An 18829-nucleotide genomic window follows, 5' to 3' on the forward strand; every position below is an offset into this window, starting at 1 on the left:
CGCCGGCCGGGCAATAGTTTTACTTGAGATTGCCGCTGAGAAATTGCTTCAGGCGTTCGCTTTTCGGATTGCCCAGCACTTCCTCCGGGGCGCCTTCTTCTTCCACCAGCCCCTGATGCAGGAACAGCACCTGGCTCGAGACCTTGCGCGCAAAACTCATCTCGTGGGTCACCATGATCATGGTCCGGCCCTCTTCGGCCAGGCCCTGAATCACCTTGAGCACTTCACCGACCAGCTCCGGGTCGAGCGCCGAAGTCGGTTCGTCGAACAGCATGACTTCCGGCTCCATGGCCAGGGCCCGGGCAATCGCCACCCGTTGCTGCTGGCCGCCGGAGAGGAACGCCGGGTACTGATCGGCAACTCGCGCCGGCAAACCGACCTTTTCCAGATAGCGCCGGGCGCGGTCGTCGGCTTCCTGTTTGCTGCAGCCCAGCACCCGGCGCGGGGCCATGGTGATGTTTTCCAGCACGGTCATGTGGCTCCACAGATTGAAGTGCTGGAACACCATCGCCAGCCGGGTGCGCAGGCGTTGCAGTTCATCGGCGTCGGCGACGTGCATGCCGTGGCGGTCGGTGACCATGCGGATCGCCTGGCCGTCGAGGCTCATCGCGCCGTCGTTGGGTTGTTCGAGAAAGTTGATGCAGCGCAAAAAGGTGCTTTTGCCCGAGCCGCTGGCGCCGATCAGGCTGATCACGTCGCCGGTCTTGGCCTTGAGCGAGACGCCTTTGAGCACCTGATGGTCGCCATAGCTTTTGTGCAGGCCTTCAACGGTCAATTTGTACATGGGACAGGCATCCTCAAGGCGAAAGTAGATAGCCGCTGCGATAGGCTTCGGCGCCCGCGACGTGGGCGATCACCATCCCGGCGGTGGCCATGCGCCGCAACGAGCGGGCATAGAGCAGACCGGAAGCGGTGCAATGGACTGGCGTGACCCGGTCGCTGATCGGGTCGATGATTTCGGCGATTTTCTGCCCGGCTTCCAGCCACTGGCCGGGTGTGGCGCTGTACACCAGCAGCCCGCCGACAGGAGTGGCCACCGGTTCCACGCCGGCCAGCGGTGTGGCGGGATGTGGCAGGGCCGGCAAGGCTTTCGGTTCGCCGACGATGGCGCCGAAATGAATCAGGTAATCGATCAGCGCCTGGCAATCGCGACTGGCCAGCGGATGGGTGACATCCCCCTGACCGCGCAACTCGACGGTGACCGAGAAACTGCCCAGCGGAATCTCGAAGTGTTCGCCGAAGCGCTCCTTCAATTGCCACCACAGCAGGGTGAAGCACTCGTCGAACGACTGGCCGCCGGAGTCGGTGGCCAACAGGCTTGCCTGGGATTCGATATAACGCGCCAGCGGCTCGACCCGCGGCCACGCCTCGGGCGTGGTGTAGAGGTGAACCACGGATTCGAAATCGCAATGCAGGTCCAGCACCATGTCCGCATCACAGGCCAGCCGTTGCAGGGTCAGGCGCTGGGATTGCAGCTGAGTCGTGGCGGTGTGGCGGGCGAGGGCGTTGCGCAGGCTGGAACGGATCAGCTCGAGGTTGCGCTGCGGGTCATCGCTCAGTTGCGCTTCGATTTCGTTGCCGATTTCTTCGCTGAGGTCGACGAACCAGCGGTTGAAGTTCTGCCCGCTCTCCAGCTCGTAGCGGCCCAGCGGCACGTCCATCAGCACCTGTTCGAGGCCGACCGGGTTGGCCACCGGCACCAGCACGATTTCGCTGCGCAGGCGCCCGGCGGCTTCCAGCTCCGCCAGACGCTGCTTGAGGTGCCAGGCCACGAGCATGCCAGGCAGTTCGTCGGCGTGCAGCGAGGACTGGATGTAAATTTTGCGCTGGGCCTTGTCCGGGCCGAAGTGAAAACTGTGGATCTGTCGTGCGGTCCCCGGCAGCGGGGCCAGCAGGTCGTGTATCTGGTGGCGCATCTCAAAAAGGTCCTAGTGGGTCGGGCCGAGGAAGGCCAGCCATCGGCGTTCGGCAAGGCGGAACAGGCCGACCAGCGCAAAGGTGATGGTCAGGTAGATCAGCGCGGCGATGCCGAACGACTGGAAGGTCAGGAAGGTCGCCGAGTTGGCGTCCCGCGCGACTTTCAGGATGTCGGGGATGGTCGCGGTGAAAGCCACGGTGGTCGAGTGCAGCATCAGGATCACTTCGTTGCTGTAGTACGGCAACGAACGGCGCAGCGCCGACGGCATGATCACGTAGGCATACAGCTTCCAGCCGGTCAGGCCGTAGGCCTTGGCCGCTTCGACTTCGCCATGGTTCATGCTGCGGATCGCCCCGGCGAAAATCTCCGTGGTGTAGGCGCAGGTGTTGAGGGCGAAGGCCAGGATCGTGCAGTTCATCGCATCGCGAAAGAAACTGTCGAGCACCGGTTGTGCACGCACGGCGGCCAGGCTGTAGATCCCGGTGTAGCAGATCAGTAACTGGATATAGAGCGGCGTGCCACGGAACAGGTAGGTGTAGAACTGCACCGGCCAGCGGATGTAGAAGTGCGGCGAGACCCGGGCGATCGACAGCGGAATCGACACGAGGAAACCGAAGAAGATCGACGCGCTGAGCAGCCACATCGTCATCGCCAGCCCGGTGATGTTCTGGCCGTCGGTATAAAGGAAGGCTTTCCAGTATTCCTGCAGGAGCTCGATCATCGTACGGCCTCCCGGGCACCGGCGGCGTAGCGGCGTTCGAGCCAGCGCAGGATGATGTTGGAAGCACTGGTGATCAGCAGATAGATCAACGCGGCAAGTACCAGGAAGTAAAACAGTTGATAGGTGCTTTTGCCGGCGTCCTGCGCGGCCTTGACCAGATCGGCCAGGCCGATGATCGAAACCAGCGCGGTAGCCTTGAGCATCACCATCCAGTTGTTGCCGATGCCCGGCAGGGCGAAGCGCATCATTTGCGGGAACACCACGAAACGAAAGCGCTGGCCGCGCTTGAGGCCATAGGCGGTGGCGGCTTCGACCTGACCGCGCGGTACGGCGAGAATCGCCCCGCGAAAGGTTTCAGTGAAGTAGGCGCCATAAATGAAGCCCAGGGTCAGGACCCCGGCGCTGAACGGGTCGATCTCGATGTATTCCCATTCCAGGTAATCGGTGAGCGTCGTCAGCCAGGTTTGCAGGCTGTAGAAGATCAGCAGCATCAGCACCAGGTCCGGCACCCCGCGAATCAGCGTGGTGTAGAGCTGGGCGGGCAGGCGCAGCAGTTTGACTTTTGACAGCTTGGCACTGGCGCCGAGCAGGCCGAGCAACACGGCCACCAGCAGCGACAACGCCGACAATTTGATGGTCATCCAGGTGCCTTCCAACAGCAAAGGGCCAAAACCCTTGAGGCTGAAGGCGGAGAGCCCCAGATTTTGTAAGAGGTTTTCGAACATAAATCAGCAACCTGACTGAATGAAAAAGGCGCCCATCGAGGATGGGCGCCGGGGCATTATTTGCCGCTGTACAGATTCAGATCGCCAAAGTGTTTCTTTTGAATCTCGGCGTATTTGCCATCATCGTGTAACGCTTTGATACCTTTATCCAAAAGCGCTTTCAGCTCGGTGTTACCTTTCTTAATACCGACAGCGGTCTTGGCTGGCAGCAAGTGGTTGTCGACCGCCTCGCTGACGGCATAGTCGGCGCCCTGTGGCGACTTCAGAAAGCCCAGTTCAGCCTGCAACATGTCCTGAATGCCCGCATCGAGACGGCCGGAAGTCAGGTCGGAATACACCTGGTCCTGATTCTGATAGGCCTGGGTTTTCACGCCGGCCTTGTCCAGCACGGCTTTGGCATAGGCTTCCTGGATGGTGCCTTGCTCGTAGCCGACGGTTTTGCCTTTCAGCGAAGCGACGTCGTTGGTGATGCCCGAACCTTTTTTCGACACGTATGCAGTCGGGCCGGAGAACAGCTCGCTGGAGAAGTCGATGACTTTTTCGCGGGCTTCGGTAACGGTCATCGACGAGATCACACCGTCGAATTTATTGGCCTTGAGGCCCGGAATCATACCGTCGAAGTCACTTTCGACCCATTTGCACTTGACCTTCAGCTCGGCGCAGATCGCGTTGCCCAGATCGATGTCGAAGCCAACCAGGCTGCCGTCTGCCGCTTTCGACTCGAACGGTGCGTAGGAAGGGTCAACGCCAAACCGCAGTTCTTTGTATTCCTTGGCCAGCGCGGAGCCGGCGGCCATGCACAACGCCAGTGCAGAAAGGGTCAGCAATGCTTTTTTCATTATTCAATCCCTAAGAACCAATATGAGCGCTTGTGGCGCGGAATGATTGTTACTGGAGCGCTTACGACTTATAGAAAGTAGCAATTTCCGAACCAGAGTCCCGAACAAGTGTTTTAAAAGGTGTAGGAAGTGCATGCCGGGGGCGGTCAGTGCACGAAAACGGGCGCGCCGGAAAAGCTGCACCAGGTTGGTTCGGTGCAGGGATTTCCGGGCGTCAGGGGAAGGGGTTCAGACCAGCAGGTTTTGCAAGGTCGCCAGGCTGTCGGCCTCGTCCACGGTCTTGTCCTGGCGCCAGCGCAGCATGCGCGGGAAGCGCACGGCGATGCCGCTCTTGTGCCGGCGAGAGAGGGCGATGCCTTCGAAGCCCAGTTCGAACACCAGGCTGGGGGTCACGCTGCTGACCGGGCCGAACTTTTCCACGGTGGTCTTGCGCACGATGCTGTCGACTTCGCGCATTTCCGCATCGGTCAGCCCGGAATAGGCCTTGGCGAACGGCACCAGCGCCCGCGCACTGGAGCCGGGCGGGCCGTCCCACACCGCAAAGGTGTAATCGCTGTAGAGACTGGCTCGGCGACCGTGGCCGCGCTGGGCGTAGATCAGCACCGCGTCGACGCTGAACGGGTCGACCTTCCATTTCCACCACACGCCCATGTCCTTGGTCCGGCCGACGCCATACATCGCATCCCGGGCCTTGAGCATCATGCCCTCGACCCCAAGGCGTCTGGAGGCCTCGCGCTGGCGGGCGAGGTCGAACCAGTCGTCACCGGTCAGGATCGGTGAAGGCAGCAGCACCGGGTTATTGCAGCGGGTGATGACCTGCTCCAGTTGCTCACGACGCCTGGTCTGGGGCTGGTTGCGCCAGTCTTCGCCCTGCCATTCCAGCAGGTCGTAGGCGAGTACCACCACCGGCGCGTCTTCAAGGATTTTCCGGTCCAGCGACTTGCGGCCGATCCGTTGCTGCAACAGCGCGAAGGGTTGCACCGCCGGGGCTTCAGACGACTGCGGATCGAACGCGTCTTCGGTGACCGGGCGCTGGTTCTTCCACACCACGATCTCGCCGTCGATCACCGTGCCGTCGGGCAAACCGTGCACCAGCGTGTCGAGTTCGGGAAAACGTTCGGTGACCAGTTCTTCGCCCCGGGACCAGATCCACAGTTTCCCGTCACGCTTGACCACCTGCGCGCGGATGCCATCCCACTTCCACTCCACCTGCCAATTGCTGGCCGGTCCGAGCAGTGCGTCGAAGGTTTCCACCGGTTGCGCCAACGCGTGGGCGAGGAAGAACGGGTAGGGCTGGCCACCGCGCTGGGCATGCTCGTCGCTGGATTCAGGGGCGATCAGTTTCAGGTAGCTGGCAGCAGTCGGCCGGTTGGACAAATCGGTGTAACCCACCAGCCGCTGCGCCACGCGTTTGCTGTCCAGCCCGGCCATGGAAGCCAGGGCGCGGGTCACCAGCAATTTGGACACGCCGACCCGGAAGCTGCCGGTGATCAACTTGATGCACAGCATCAGGCTCGGCCGATCCAGTTGCGCCCACAGTGCGGGCAACTGGTGGGCGAGATATTCCGGGGTTTCACCGCGCAGGGGCAGGAGTTTGTCTTCGATCCATTCGGCGAGCCCGGCCTCGGAGGTGTGCGGGTGTTCCGGCAGCACCAGCGAAATGGTTTCCGCCAGATCGCCGACCGCTTGATAGCTCTCCTCGAACAGCCACGGCGCAAGCCCCGACACCTCGACCGCCAGATCCCGCAGGATCCGCACCGGCACCAGTTGCCGAGGCCGGCCACCGGACAAAAAGTACACCGCCCACGCGGCATCCTGCGGTTGCGCCTGGGCGAAGTAGGTTTGCATGGCCGCCAGTTTGGCGTTGCTGGAGGTAGTGGCGTCGAGTTCGGCGTACAACCCGGCGAAGTCTTTCATGGTTGCACCTCGGCAACGGCGGGCGTGGCGGTAGACAGCTCTTCTTCATCGTCACCGTATTCGGTGTTGAAACCTTGTGCGTCCAGCCCTTTTTCGCGCAGATGGCGCACCAGTACGCCAATCGAGCCGTGGGTGACCATCACCCGTTCGGCGCCGGTCTGTTCGATGGCCCACAACAGGCCGGGCCAGTCGGCGTGATCCGAAAGCACGAAACCGCGATCGACCCCGCGCCGCCGACGGGTGCCGCGCAGACGCATCCAGCCGCTGGCGAAACTGTCGCTGTAATCGCCGAACCGGCGCATCCAGCTGCTGCCGCCGGCCGAAGGCGGGGCGATGACCAGCGCCTGGCGCATCATCGGGTCGTTCTTTTTCACTTCGCCGGCGTAGATCGTTGGCGGCAGGTAGACGCCGGCCTCGCGGTAGACCCGGTTCAGCGGCTCGACCGCACCGTGGCTGAGGATCGGCCCGAGGGTTTCGTCGATGCCGTGGAGAATCCGCTGGGCCTTGCCGAACGAATAGCAGAACAGCACGCTGGCCTTGCCGGCCTCGATGTTCGCCTGCCACCACTGATTGATCTCGGCGAACACCTGCGCCTGCGGCTGCCAGCGGTAGATCGGCAGGCCGAAGGTCGACTCGGTGATGAAGGTGTGGCAGCGCACCGGTTCGAACGGCGCGCAGGTGCCATCGGGTTCGATCTTGTAGTCGCCGGACGCGACCCAGACTTCGCCGCCGTATTCCAGCCGCACCTGAGCCGAGCCGAGCACATGGCCGGCGGGATGAAAACTCAGGGTGACCCCGTGATGGGTCAGACGCTGGCCGTAGTCGAGGGTTTGCAGGTTGATGTCCGCGCCCAGACGCGCACGCAAAATCCCTTCGCCGGCGCTGGCGGCCAGGTAATGCTGGTTGCCGCCACGGGCATGATCGCCATGGGCATGGGTGATCACCGAGCGCTCGACGGGCCGCCACGGGTCAATGTAGAAATCCCCGGCAGGGCAGTAGAGGCCTTCGGGACGGGCGATAACAAGGTCCATGGCGTTACCGGAATGGAGGGACTTGTTAGCTATGAGGTTTGCGCGAAGTCAGAAGTTCTATTGATTTTTTGAACTGTCGCATGATCGTTCCCACGCTCTGCGTGGGAATGCCTCAAGGGACGCTCTGCGTCCAGTGACACGGAGCGTCACGGGCTGCATTCCCACGCGGACGGTTCGACGCCTCGACGTGGGAACGATCATGGGGGGTTACTTGCCGGGAGTCAGGGTCAACCGCGTCTTGCCATACACCCGGTCAAAGTTCTGCGGCTGCATCGGCAAGCCGATGTACTGCCCCTTGAGCCACGGATCGATGCCGTTCAGATAGTTCGGGCTCACCGGGTTCCCGGATTGCCCCATCCCGTTCTGCCCCATCAACGGCTCGCTCTGACCGAAGTCGACGATAAAGCGCATCGACGGCGCACGGGTGGTGTTGAAGTCCTGGCCCCAGGCGAACGCCGCGGTGTTGAGCGTGGTGTGGTCGCCGCCAGCAGGGAGGGGACCGCGAACGGTCTGGCCGTTGGCATTCTTCCACTCGTAGCGGTGCAGTTTGCCCCACTGCCAGGCCCTGCGGTCACCGCCCAGCTGACTGTCCCCGGCGCTGATCGCTGCCGCCAGACTGCGGGCGAGGATTGCCGGTTTGTCTTCTTTTTGCGGGGTGCGGGCGTCGTCCCAGAACGGACTGTCTTCGCGGCCCAACAGGTGATCGGCCTGAGCGGCGTAGGACAGATCGCCATTGGCGATAAACGCTTTCCACGCCGGGCTGCCTTGCGGGCCGAGCTCGTCGAGGAAAATCTGCTTCATGCTTTCCTGCAGGAACAGCTCGTAGATCGCCGCGTCGGCGGAGGTCGGGCTGAGTTTGCCGTCGAAGGCCATCAGACGGGTATAGGCTTCGCGGGCCTTGGCCCGTTCGGCGTCCGGCAGGGCTTCAATCGCCTGTTTCAGCGGCTGCGCCATGCCCGGTGCTTCGAACATTTTCTTCAGTTTGGCGGCGAAGGTGGTGGTCTGGTCGTACTGCATGGCGATCACGCTGCGACCGTCATGTTTACCGCTGCCGGCCAGTTCGGCCAGACGCTCGCCACGTTCCGGCGCCGCCCAGGAATTGGACAGTTGCATGCCGTAGCCATGAGGAATAACCCGCTGGTTGGCGGTGCCGAGCCAGCCCTGGACCGGATCCTGATCGTAGGGGTGCAGCATCGGGTCGGCGTAACCGTCCCAGTCGTAGCGACCTTCCCAGCCCGGCGACGGCAGCAGGCCTTCGCCCTCACGGCGGTTCGGGAATCGCCCGGTGACTTGCCAGCCAATGTTGCTGGCATCGGCGAACACCAGATTCAGCGCGATGGCGCGGATTTCCCGGCTGGCGTCCGAGGCGCGTTCAACGTTCTGGGCGCGGCTCAGATCGAAAAATGCATCGAGGGATTTGTCGTCGGTGAAGCTCGGCGTCTGCAAGGCCAGGCCGAAGCCTGCGCCCTGAGCGGCGGCCTGGGTGCTGTTGAGCAGCGCGCCATGGCGGGTTTCGTACACCGCTTCGCGAATCGGCCGCTGGCCTTTGACGAAGTAGGTTTCGTTGCGCACCGCAACCGGTTGCCACTTGCCGTTGACCTCGTAGGACAAGGTGCTGCCCTGACGACGGATTTTTTCCAGGAACAGGTCCTGGTTATCGCCGAGCACGCTGGTCAGGCTCCACGCCACCTTGCCGTTGAAACCGCCGAGCACCATCGGCAGACCGGCCACGGTCACGCCGGCGGCCTGGTATTTCGGCGCGCGGATCTGCACGAAGCTCCACAGCGACGGTGCGGCCAGCGGGCCATGGCTGTCGCTGGCCAGCAGACTTTTGCCGCTGCGGCTGCGTTGCGGGGCGATGGCCCAGTTGTTCGACGACTGAGTGCCCAGCAAGTTGCTGGCGGCCAGTTGTTCGCTGGCGTTGCTCAGTTCTGTCAGCCCCGGAATCTGCCCGTTGAGCTTGATGCCTTGCAGCTTGTCGGCTTCGGCCAGCGGCAGGTTTTCGTCGGGAGCGGATGGGGTCAGCCACGCCAGTTTGTCGTTGGTCACGGTCTGCGCCAGCACCAGCGAAGCGATTTCTTCCGGCAGGTTGGCCGACTGGCTGAAGTTCAGCAGGCAGAAGATCAGCGCCGAATCTTCCGGTTTCCAGTACTCAGGCTTGTAGCCGCTGGATGCCAGATCCCCCGGCAGTTTGTCGGCGTAGCGGAACAGGTAGGCGTTGACGCCTCGGGCATAGACTTCGAAGAAGCGCTTGAGCCGTGGCGACGAAGCCTTGTACAGCTCGCCGGCGCTTTTCTTCAGATTGACGGCGCGCATGAAGCGGTCGGCGTCGAGCATCGACGAACCGGACATTTCCGCCAGACGGCCCTGAGCCAGCAGGCGCAGGGTGACCATCTGATTGATCCGGTCGCTGGCGTGCACGTAGCCGAGGGCGAACAGTGCGTCGTGGAAGCTGTTGCTTTCGATCAGCGGCATGCCCATGGCATTGCGGCGTACCGAAACGTTCTGCGCCAGGCCCTTGAGCGGCTGCACACCGGAGGTCGGCGGGAGGGTGTCCTGGGCGTTCCAGGTCTGACAACCGGTCAGGCTCAGAACACCGGCCACTGCTGCGGCAACGCCGAACCGGGGAAGAAAATGTGAAAGGGCTGGCGAGGCCATGGCAAAGCTCCTGCGGGGGTGTAGAGGCTGGGGGCGCGATAAAGCCGCTACGTTAGTGAGCAGGAGGGGGCCGCGCAAGCGGGGCGAGCGGTTATTTCTTCCCGTTGATCGTTCCCGCGCACGGGAACGATCAGGCCGGGTGACTCAAGCCTTCGGCGGATTGATCTTCTGCACCAGCGCGTAGGCCTTCACGGTCGCCGGGCGGTCCTTGATGTGGTTGAACCAGCGCTGCACGTTCGGGAAGTCTTCCAGGTTCTGGCTCTGCCACTTGTGCGAGACGATCCACGGGTAGATCGCCATGTCGGCGATGCTGTATTCGCTGCCGGCGACGAACTCGTTGTTCGCCAGTTGCTTGTCCAGCACCCCGTACAGGCGGGCGGTTTCATCGATGTAGCGCTTGATCGCGTAGGGGATTTTTTCCGGGGCGAACTGGCTGAAATGATGATTCTGCCCGGCCATCGGCCCCAGCCCGCCCATTTGCCAGAACAGCCATTGCAGCGCCACCTGGCGGCCACGCAGATCCTTGGGCAGGAACTTGCCGGTCTTCTCCGCGAGGTACAGCAGGATCGCCCCGGATTCGAACAACGACAACGGTTCACCACCGTCGGCCGGTTCATGATCGACGATGGCCGGGATACGGTTGTTCGGGGCGATTTTCAGAAAGTGCGGCTGGAATTGCTCGCCCTGGCTGATGTTGATCGGGTGCACGTCGTAGCGCAGGCCCGCTTCTTCGAGGAACAGGGAAATCTTGTGGCCGTTGGGCGTGGTCCAGTAATACAGGTCGATCATGGAAAGCTCCAAATCAGGAAAATGGCTTACGTGCGGACAGCAAACGCCGGCTTCAGGTTGTCCTGTGTGCGTTCGATAGCTTGCTTAGTTACAGGAGGTGATGCTCAAGTACGGGAAATTCAATGACCCCGCATGAGAAAAATCGCCATGGAACTCAAGGCCCACGCTGCACTGATCATCATCGACCAGCAAAAGGGCATTCTGCAGCCGCGTCTGGGGCGGCGGAATAATCCGTCAGCCGAGGAGCGGATTCTCGATCTGCTGGGCTTCTGGCGACGCAGCGGGCGGCCGGTGATCCATGTGCAGCACTTGTCGCGCTCGCCGGAATCAGTGTTCTGGCCCGAGCAGTCAGGCGTGGATTTTCAGGAAAGATTTTTGCCGCAGGACGGCGAGTGGCTGATCCAGAAACAGGTGCCGGATGCGTTTTGTGCGACGGGGCTTGAGGCGAAGTTGCGTGAGGCGGGGATCGGGCAGTTGATCATTGTCGGCGTGGCGACGAACAACTCCGTGGAGTCCACGGCACGCACGGCGGGCAATCTGGGGTTTGACGCATGGGTGGCGGAGGATGCGTGCTTTACCTTCGACAAGGCCGACTATTTCAGCACGTTGCGTTCGGCAGAGGAGGTGCATGCGATGTCGCTGGGGAATCTGCACGGGGAGTATGCGACGGTGGTCAGCACCGGGCACATTCTGGCGGCAGGCTGAAAAGCTTTCGGTGAATGGGCCGGCCCCTTCGCGAGCAAGCTCGCTCCCACATTTGCCTGCATTCCGTCAGATGGAATACGGTCGAATGTGGGACCGGGCTTGCTCGCGAAGGCGGTATCTCAGGCGAAGATGCTCTGCGCCAAAGGCATCAAGCGCCGTGGCACTTCTTGAATTTCTTGCCGTTGCCGCATGGGCAAGGGTCGTTGCGGCCGACGTCTTTCAAGGCGTTGCGCACCGGTTCCTGGTGGGCGTGGCCGCAGTTCGGGCCGTGGACATGGCCATGGTCGTGATCATGGTGGTGATGGTCATGATCGTGGTTGCAGTCAGGGCCATGGACATGAGGTTGCTGGGTCATCGGGGTCACTCCGTAATCAAATCGGCGGGGATTATCACGCCATTGCGCGCCAGGTGCACGTAGTGAGCGATGAATAAACCGGTTTCCATCTCGCCCTCCAGTCGGTAGGGAATCTGCTGATTCGGGTTTTTCAGCATTTTCACCACCTCTTTCACCTTCGGCCACAGGTTGGTACGGATCGGCACGTTGTAAAACGCGCTGCTTTTGGGGTTCACCGTGATCCAGTGCTCGTGCTCGCCTTCGGCCAGCAGCATGTCGGCCAGGTGTATGCGGTATTCCAGGCCGCGCACGGTCAGGTCGCTGTCGTTGGGGTTGTCGATGCGAAAGTGCAGGATGAATTTCTGTTCCAGCAATTTGGCGCGCACCACTTCGACTTTCACCAGGTGCACGGCGGGGTCGAGGGAGTCGTCGCTGAACCAGGACGCGCAGCCGCCGAGCCCCAGAAACACGAGCAGTGAGAAGACCTGGAATGTGCGCCAATGACCGAGCATGGTTTGACTCCCTTTGCTGCCCAGTCTAGCTTCAGCTGCCGAAATACCCCGCGCAGCATTTCTTGAACTTCTGGCCGCTGGCGCACGGGCAGGCGTCGTTGCGGCCCAGCTTCAGTTGCACGGTCGGGTCGATGAAGTACCAGCGCCCGGTGTTCTGCACGAACGACGAACGTTCGCGGTGGCTGTGCTCGCCCTGACCGTCATGCCAGCGCGCGGTGAACGTGACGAACGCGTGTTCCGGCTGGCCGCCGAACACTTCCGAGCTTTCCACGTCCAGACCGAGCCAGGTGCTCTGGGCGCTCCAGTTGCTGATCGACTGGCGATCCAGCCCCGCTTGCTGGGCGGGCAGGGTGGTGGCCACCAGATAATCGATCAGGCCCAGCACATAGGCGCTGTAGCGCGAGCGCATCAGGGCTTCGGCGCATGGGGCCGGGTGGCCGGCGTGATAGTGACCGCAGCAGGCATCCAGCAGGTTGCCGCTGCCGCAAGGGCAAATGGCTGTACTCATTGCATTACCACCAGTATTTCCCGAAGTTTTCCGGATTGGCCCAGAACCGCGAGTTGAGCCAGTCGGGGACTTGTTTGTAGTCAAGCAGATCGTAGGTGAACAGGGTCAGCACCTGTTCGTCCCGGGCGAAGCGTTCGCTGGCCTGTAGGGCCAGGGAGTAAAAATCGGTTTCCTGCCAGCCGCTGGCCGGCAGATCCGCCAGCACGGCGATGCGGCTGGCGTTGAGGTTGCGGATCCCGCCCAACAGATTCAGGCCGTCACGCTTGGGCAAATGTTCCAGGCAATCGACCACCAGCGCCAGGTCGAAACGCCGGGCTGCCAGTTCTGCCGGCAACGCACCGGGCGCGGCGTGCGCGACGCAGGTGTCCGGGTGCGCTTCCTTGAAGGCAGCCAGCGCCGGGAACTCGCTGGCGCCGATCAGCAGCAGACGTGCAGGGGCGTAGCGGTCGAGCAGGGCGGCCAATGCCTGCTGCGGCGTGCGGGAAGAAATGGCGACGTTCATCGAAGCTCCTCAATCAGAGCGCCAAGACTAGCCTGCCCGGACGCCAAGGCCTAGATCTCTGTCCTGCGGGTTTGCGGCAAATTCGTCGAAGTCCCGTGAACAGGCGCACAAACAGCAATGGCCTATTGCTGGCGGAGATTAAAACTCCGGTCTTTACTCCCTGAATCGGTTCTAAGCCGATCCCTCAGGAGAAAACTAGATGAGCATAGTTCGGACAGCATTACCCTTGGTTCTGCTAACCAGTGTGTTGACTGGTTGCGCAGGTTTGCAGAAAACCGACTGGCCGACCTGTGCGGCAGTCGGTGGTGTCGTCGGTGCGGGCCTCGGTGCGACCGAAAGCTCCGCATGGGCGGGGTATGGCGCGTTACTCGTCGGCGGTACGGCAGCGGCCTATTGCTGGGTTCACGGTGATGGCGATGAAGACGGCGATGGTGTGCCGGACAGTCGCGACAAGTGCCCGGGCACGCCTAAAGGCGTACAGGTCGATGCTGACGGCTGCCCTCCACCAGCCCCTGCGCCAGTGGTCGAAGAAGCTGTAGTGGTCAAGGAAGAAACCATTGTCATCCGCGATGTTCACTTCCAGTTCGACAAGGCCACGCTGACCCCGGCCGACAAACTGGTCCTGGATAAAGTCGCCACGCGCTTGAAACAGGAAACCAGCACCGCTCAACTGACCGTGACTGGCCACACCGACAGTGTCGGCAGCGATGCCTACAACCAGAAACTGTCGGATCGCCGCGCGCACTCGGTGGTCAAGTACCTGGTCGAAAGCGGCGTACCGCAAAGCAGCTTCGTGTCGGTGACCGGTGCCGGTGAAAGCCAGCCGGTGGCAGACAACAAAACTGCCGACGGTCGCGCGCTGAACCGTCGTACCGAAATCAAAATCAACCGCTAGCCCCCCTCGCATCCGTGGCTTGTGCAGTCGCGGATGCGGGTCTTTACTCCTGTGTAACCGGTATGGGCCGGTGACACAGGAGCTTTAACGATGAGTGTTCTTACAAGGTCCGTCTTGCCGGTTCTGCTGCTGGGCAGCCTGTTGACCGGTTGCGCCACCCACAGCGATGGCACCGCTCCCCTCAATCAACGTACCTGGCCGATCTGCAGCCTTATTGGCGGACTGGTCGGCGGCGGTCTCGGCGCGCTCGAAAGTGGCGGCTGGGCCGGCGGTGGCGCGGCGCTGGGGATCCTCACCGGCGGATTGATCTGCTATGCCCAGGATGGCGATGAAGACGACGACGGCGTGTTCGATCGCCGCGACCGTTGCCCCGATACCCCGGCCAACACCCCGGTCGACCACCGTGGCTGTCCGCTGCCGCAGTATCCGGTCACCGAGAAACCCGCCGAACCGGCCCCGCAAACTGAAGTCATCACCCTTAACGACGCCGGCAACGTGCTGTTCGACTTCGACAAGTCCGATCTGAAACCGGCCGCGAAAAGCCAGCTGGACACGTTGATGGACAAACTGCGCAATGCCGATGTGGTGAGCATCAAGGTCATTGGCCACACCGACAGCAAGGGTTCGGATGCCTACAACCAGGCACTTTCGGAACGTCGCGCCAGCAGCGTGGCGGAGTATTTGCTGAGCCAGGGCCTGGCGCCGAACAAACTCACCAGTGAAGGGCGCGGCGAGAGTGAACCGGTCGCCGATAACAACACGGACGAGGGGCGTGCGCAGAACCGTCGGGTGGAGCTGCACATCAATCGTTAGGATGAGTCTGTAGTCCGCAGGCTAGAGCTGTCGGTCGATGAACGTCGTCGAACCGGCAGCCATCCGGCGGCGGTGCGGTTTTTTTCATTTTCCCCTCTGGCTTATCCCCTGCAGAAGCCGTTACTGTGCGCCCAAAGAATAATTCGCAACACGGGGGAGCGTATGAAGGTGTTCTGTGGGCTGGGGCGATTGTTGACCCTGCTGTTTTGCTGCGTGGTGCTGGCCAATCAGCTGGTGCCGTTTGTTCATCCGCTGCACCTGCTGGTCAATCTGGCCGGCGGTCTGCTGCTGGCGATCCACGTGCTCGAAGTGCTGCTGTGCAACCGCAGCCTCAAGGGTCGTCCGCACCCCTGGCGTGATCGTGGCCGCATCCTGTTGTTCGGCGTATTCCACCTGCAAACCATCCCGGCCCCGGCCGCTCCGGAGGCTTCCCATGCGTAAACTCTGCCTGCTCGCTGCATTCATCAGTCCCCTGGCCTGCGCCCAGGTGGTCAGCGTCGAAACCAACTCGCTGATGCGTCTGCCGAACACCGCCAGCACTCTGCAACTGGAGAAACTGGTGGTCGCCGATTACGGCACCTTGCTGATTCCTTCGAACGTGACCGAGCTGAGCGTCGGCGAATTGCAACTGGGCCACGAAGCGCGCATCGCCATCGTGCCGAGTGAACAGGCGCTGGATATGAAAGTCATCCGCGCTCAACTTGCCGAAGGCAGCCAGATCACCGCCCGCGGTGCGCCGGGCACCTACGAAAAAGCCGCCCGCGCCGGGCGCAATCTGAATCTGCAGTTCAAGGCGTTGAATGCGCCGAAACTGGTGGTCGATGCCCGTGGCGGCACTGGTGCTCCGGGTTTTGTCGGGCTCGATGGCGCCAACGGTCAGGAGCCGGGTTGCACCTGGGGTCAGGCGGGACACGGTTTTGACGGCAGCAACGGCAGCGATGGCCAGCCGGGTGCACCGGGCGCGCTGGTGCGTCTTGAAGTGCCGCGCGAGTTTCCGGCCGAGCTGATCAAGGTCGAAGTCGCCGGCGGTGCCGGTGGCGCGGCTGGCCCAGGCGGCAAGCCGGGGGTGGGTGGCAAGTCCAAGGGCTGCCTGGTCTATCGCGCCGATGGCGGCAAGAGCGGCAAGCCGGGGGCTGACGGGCAGCCGGGGCCTGCGGGTGCGGCGGGGTCTGTCACCGTACAGCGCTTGTAATCTGTCACGTAATCGCTCCCGCGCCGTGCGCGGGAGCGAACACGCTTAAATCATTGGCCGCGCAGCCGCCACCGCCACCAGCACCACCCCGACCAGCAGATTGAACCCCACCACCTTGCGAATCCGCCCCAGCACCGCCGCACCCGCCGGCCAATCCTTCGCCTGCACCGCCGTGCGCAGTTCCGGCAGCATCAATGCCTGAATCCGGATGAACAGCGCGGTCATTACCACATACAACCCCATCATCACCTGCACATAGCGCGGCGCGTTGTCGAAGGCGATGTGTTGCAGATGCAGCATGCCGACGCCGGTCACCGGCAGCAGAATCACCGCCCCCCACACCCAACGGAAAAAACCTTGAAACACTTCCACCCAGAGCGTCAGGCGCCCGGGACCGTCCAGTGCCTTCATCGCCGCAGGGCGCAGCACCATCCAGGCGAAAAACATACCGCCGACCCACACCAGCGCGGCCAGTACATGGATGGGGTAAACGAGGCTAAAAGGTGTCATTGGGGTACTCCGATCTGCGCAGGATTGATTCGCGGGGTATGATAGCCCCCCATCCGAACCACTGAAAATTTATCCAGCGTTTTTTGCGCCCGACACTCAATGATCAGCACTGAACTCAAAACCACGATCCAGGGCGCCTATTCGCGTTTTCTAGAGGCCAAGAGCCTCAAGCCGCGTTACGGCCAGCGCCTGATGATCGCTGAAGTCGCCAAGGTCCTCGGGGATATCGACACCGACGACGAAGGCCGGCGCAGTGGCGACCCCGCGATTGTCGCGGTGGAAGCCGGCACCGGTACCGGCAAGACCGTGGCCTACAGCCTGGCCGCGATCCCGACGGCCAAACTGGCCGGCAAGCGCCTGGTGATCGCCACCGCGACCGTCGCCCTGCAAGAGCAGATCGTCTACAAGGACTTGCCCGACCTGATGCGCAACAGCGGGTTGAACTTCAGCTTCGCCCTGGCCAAGGGCCGTGGCCGCTACATGTGCCTGTCCAAGCTCGACATGCTGTTGCAGGAAGGCCACGCGCAGACCGCCACCGCCCAACTGTTCGAAGAAGAAGGCTTCAAGATCGAGGTCGATGAGGCCAGCCAGAAGCTGTTCACCAGCATGATCGAGAAGCTCGCCGGCAATAAATGGGACGGCGACCGCGACAGCTGGCCCAACGCGCTGGAAGACGCCGACTGGGCGCGTCTGACCACCGATCACAGCCAGTGCACCAACCGTCATTGCCCGAACTTCGGCCAGTGCGCCTTCTACAAGGCCCGCGAAGGCATGGGCAAGGTCGACGTGATCGTCACCAACCACGACATGGTGCTGGCCGACCTGGCGCTGGGCGGCGGGGCAGTCTTGCCCGATCCGCGCGACACCATTTATGTGTTCGACGAAGGCCACCACCTGCCGGACAAGGCCATCGGCCACTTCGCCCACTACACGCGTCTGCGTTCCACCGCCGACTGGCTGGAAACCACCGCCAAGAACCTCACCAAACTGCTGGCCCAGCATCCGTTGCCGGGCGACCTCGGCAAGCTGATCGAGCAGGTGCCGGAGCTGGCGCGGGAGATCAAGACCCAGCAGCAGTTCATGTTCACCGCCTGCGAACAGATCGCCGATTTCAAACCCGGTGAAGACGTCGAAGGCCGCGAGCGTCCGCGCCATCGCTTCATCGGCGGGGTGATTCCGGAACACATGCGCGAGATGGGCATCGAGCTGAAAAAAGGCTTCGCCCGCCTCAATGACCTGTTCACCCGCCTGACGGATCTGCTCAAGGAAGGCATGGACGGCGAGGTCAACATCGGCATCGCCAGCAATCAGGCCGAAGAATGGTATCCCCTGTTCGGCAGCCTGTTGTCCCGTGCTTCCGGCAACTGGGAGCTGTGGACCGCGTTCACCGCCGAAGACCCGGAAGACAACCCGCCAATGGCCCGCTGGCTGACCCTGGCCGAAAGCGGTTCGCTGTTCGACATCGAGGTCAACGCCAGCCCGATCCTCGCCGCCGAAACCCTGCGCCGCAGCCTGTGGAACGTGGCTTACGGCTGTCTGGTGACCTCGGCGACCTTGACCGCGCTCGGCACGTTCGATCGCTTCCGCATGCGCGCCGGTCTGCCGAAAAAAGCCGTCACCGCCGTGGTGCCGAGCCCGTTCCATCACGCCGATGCCGGTGTGTTGCGGGTGCCGGACCTGAAAGCCGACCCACGGGATGCCGCCGCCCACACCGCCGCGATCATCCGCGATCTGCCGGAACTGGTCGAAGGCTCGCGGGGCAGTCTGGTGCTGTTCTCGTCGCGCAAACAGATGCAGGACGTGTTCGACGGCCTCGACCGCGACTGGCGCAAGCAAGTGTTCATTCAAGGCAACCTGTCGAAACAGGAAACCCTGAACAAGCACAAGGCGCGAGTCGATGGCGGTGATTCCAGCGTGCTGTTCGGCCTCGCCAGTTTCGCTGAAGGCGTGGACTTGCCGGGCGCCTACTGCGAACACGTGGTGATCGCCAAGATCCCGTTCTCGGTGCCGGACGATCCGGTCGAAGCCGCACTGTCGGAATGGATCGAGGCCCGGGGCGGCAATCCGTTCATGGAAATCTCGGTGCCCGATGCCTCGCTGAAGCTGGTCCAGGCCTGCGGCCGTCTGCTGCGCACCGAAGAAGACCGCGGCACCATCACCTTGCTGGATCGGCGGCTGGTCACCCAGCGCTACGGCAAGGCGATCCTCAATGCGTTGCCTCCTTTCCGTCGTGAAATATCCTGAGACATCGGTGGGCAGT

At 62.4% G+C, this 18829-nt stretch carries 20 protein-coding genes; 6 read left to right on the top strand and 14 right to left on the bottom strand.

Features of this window, described 5'->3' with window-relative positions; translation table 11 throughout:
* Nucleotides 1–19: 19 nt before the first annotated feature.
* The 9 genes from KJY40_RS07235 to KJY40_RS07275 form a co-directional block, all read right to left on the bottom strand.
* The gene (locus KJY40_RS07235) at nt 20–784 is read right to left on the bottom strand and encodes an ABC transporter ATP-binding protein (RefSeq protein ID WP_007954993.1); all 765 of its coding nucleotides are present in this window, start codon (nt 782–784) and stop codon (nt 20–22) included.
* A 13-nt stretch (nt 785–797) separates the two neighbouring features.
* Nucleotides 798–1916, bottom strand: coding sequence for a succinylglutamate desuccinylase/aspartoacylase family protein (locus KJY40_RS07240; protein ID WP_230735840.1), 1119 nt, complete (start codon nt 1914–1916; stop codon nt 798–800).
* A 12-nt stretch (nt 1917–1928) separates the two neighbouring features.
* Complete coding sequence (locus tag KJY40_RS07245) at nt 1929–2639, bottom strand: ABC transporter permease (protein ID WP_007954996.1); 711 nt, start codon at nt 2637–2639, stop codon at nt 1929–1931.
* Complete coding sequence (locus KJY40_RS07250) at nt 2636–3364, bottom strand: ABC transporter permease (protein WP_007955000.1); 729 nt, start codon at nt 3362–3364, stop codon at nt 2636–2638. The genes KJY40_RS07245 and KJY40_RS07250 overlap by 4 nt, the downstream gene beginning before the upstream one ends.
* A gap of 56 nt (nt 3365–3420) precedes the next feature.
* Nucleotides 3421–4203 carry a transporter substrate-binding domain-containing protein gene (locus tag KJY40_RS07255; RefSeq protein WP_115076790.1) on the bottom strand — a complete coding sequence of 261 codons (783 nt, stop codon included), beginning with the start codon at nt 4201–4203 and terminating at the stop codon, nt 3421–3423.
* Between the two features lie 228 nt (nt 4204–4431).
* The gene (locus KJY40_RS07260; protein WP_230735841.1) at nt 4432–6120 is read right to left on the bottom strand and encodes an ATP-dependent DNA ligase; all 1689 of its coding nucleotides are present in this window, start codon (nt 6118–6120) and stop codon (nt 4432–4434) included.
* A complete protein-coding gene (locus KJY40_RS07265) occupies nt 6117–7151 on the bottom strand; it encodes a ligase-associated DNA damage response exonuclease (protein ID WP_074691386.1) in 1035 nt (344 codons plus the stop codon). Before KJY40_RS07265 ends, KJY40_RS07260 begins: the two co-directional genes overlap by 4 nt.
* Nucleotides 7152–7358: 207 nt before the next feature.
* Complete coding sequence (locus tag KJY40_RS07270) at nt 7359–9809, bottom strand: penicillin acylase family protein (protein WP_230735843.1); 2451 nt, start codon at nt 9807–9809, stop codon at nt 7359–7361.
* Nucleotides 9810–9953: 144 nt separating this feature from the next.
* Entirely contained in the window at nt 9954–10598 is a 645-nt protein-coding gene (locus KJY40_RS07275; protein WP_064593916.1) for a glutathione binding-like protein, read from the bottom strand.
* 147 nt (nt 10599–10745) lie between these two features.
* Between KJY40_RS07275 and KJY40_RS07280 the strand changes: the two genes are divergently transcribed.
* On the top strand, nt 10746–11303 hold the full coding sequence (locus KJY40_RS07280) for a cysteine hydrolase family protein (protein ID WP_230737659.1): 558 nt from the start codon (nt 10746–10748) through the stop codon (nt 11301–11303).
* Nucleotides 11304–11451: 148 nt separating this feature from the next.
* Here KJY40_RS07280 and KJY40_RS07285 read toward each other — a convergent pair whose 3' ends face one another.
* The 4 genes from KJY40_RS07285 to KJY40_RS07300 are packed head-to-tail and all read right to left on the bottom strand — an operon-like array spanning nt 11452 to nt 13159.
* Complete coding sequence (locus KJY40_RS07285) at nt 11452–11658, bottom strand: SEC-C metal-binding domain-containing protein (RefSeq protein WP_007955014.1); 207 nt, start codon at nt 11656–11658, stop codon at nt 11452–11454.
* 5 nt (nt 11659–11663) lie between these two features.
* A complete protein-coding gene (locus tag KJY40_RS07290) occupies nt 11664–12149 on the bottom strand; it encodes an LEA type 2 family protein (protein WP_230735845.1) in 486 nt (161 codons plus the stop codon).
* Between the two features lie 31 nt (nt 12150–12180).
* The gene (locus KJY40_RS07295; protein ID WP_230735847.1) at nt 12181–12657 is read right to left on the bottom strand and encodes a YchJ family protein; all 477 of its coding nucleotides are present in this window, start codon (nt 12655–12657) and stop codon (nt 12181–12183) included.
* A gap of 4 nt (nt 12658–12661) precedes the next feature.
* A complete protein-coding gene (locus tag KJY40_RS07300; protein WP_011332778.1) occupies nt 12662–13159 on the bottom strand; it encodes a DUF6231 family protein in 498 nt (165 codons plus the stop codon).
* A 199-nt stretch (nt 13160–13358) separates the two neighbouring features.
* Between KJY40_RS07300 and KJY40_RS07305 the strand changes: the two genes are divergently transcribed.
* The 4 genes from KJY40_RS07305 to KJY40_RS07320 all read left to right on the top strand — a co-directional run bounded on the left by KJY40_RS07305 (nt 13359) and on the right by KJY40_RS07320 (nt 16059).
* Complete coding sequence (locus KJY40_RS07305; protein ID WP_007951999.1) at nt 13359–14054, top strand: OmpA family protein; 696 nt, start codon at nt 13359–13361, stop codon at nt 14052–14054.
* A 90-nt stretch (nt 14055–14144) separates the two neighbouring features.
* The gene (locus KJY40_RS07310) at nt 14145–14867 is read left to right on the top strand and encodes an OmpA family protein (protein WP_007952001.1); all 723 of its coding nucleotides are present in this window, start codon (nt 14145–14147) and stop codon (nt 14865–14867) included.
* Nucleotides 14868–15029: 162 nt separating this feature from the next.
* Nucleotides 15030–15308: a DUF1145 domain-containing protein gene (locus KJY40_RS07315; protein WP_039771353.1), complete on the top strand. Its 279-nt coding sequence runs from the start codon at nt 15030–15032 to the stop codon at nt 15306–15308.
* Nucleotides 15301–16059 (top strand): collagen-like protein, encoded by a 759-nt coding sequence (locus KJY40_RS07320; RefSeq protein ID WP_230735849.1) that lies wholly within the window; start codon nt 15301–15303, stop codon nt 16057–16059. Before KJY40_RS07315 ends, KJY40_RS07320 begins: the two co-directional genes overlap by 8 nt.
* Nucleotides 16060–16104: 45 nt before the next feature.
* On the opposite strand, the gene KJY40_RS07325 is transcribed toward KJY40_RS07320, so the two are convergent.
* Complete coding sequence (locus tag KJY40_RS07325; protein ID WP_007952006.1) at nt 16105–16569, bottom strand: CopD family protein; 465 nt, start codon at nt 16567–16569, stop codon at nt 16105–16107.
* A 99-nt stretch (nt 16570–16668) separates the two neighbouring features.
* Here KJY40_RS07325 and dinG point away from each other — a divergent pair, with 99 nt between their 5' ends.
* Nucleotides 16669–18813: an ATP-dependent DNA helicase DinG gene (gene dinG / locus KJY40_RS07330; RefSeq protein ID WP_007952008.1), complete on the top strand. Its 2145-nt coding sequence runs from the start codon at nt 16669–16671 to the stop codon at nt 18811–18813.
* Nucleotides 18814–18829: the final 16 nt, after the last annotated feature.

This window comes from Pseudomonas fitomaticsae (assembly GCF_021018765.1).
GTDB lineage: Bacteria > Pseudomonadota > Gammaproteobacteria > Pseudomonadales > Pseudomonadaceae > Aquipseudomonas > Aquipseudomonas fitomaticsae.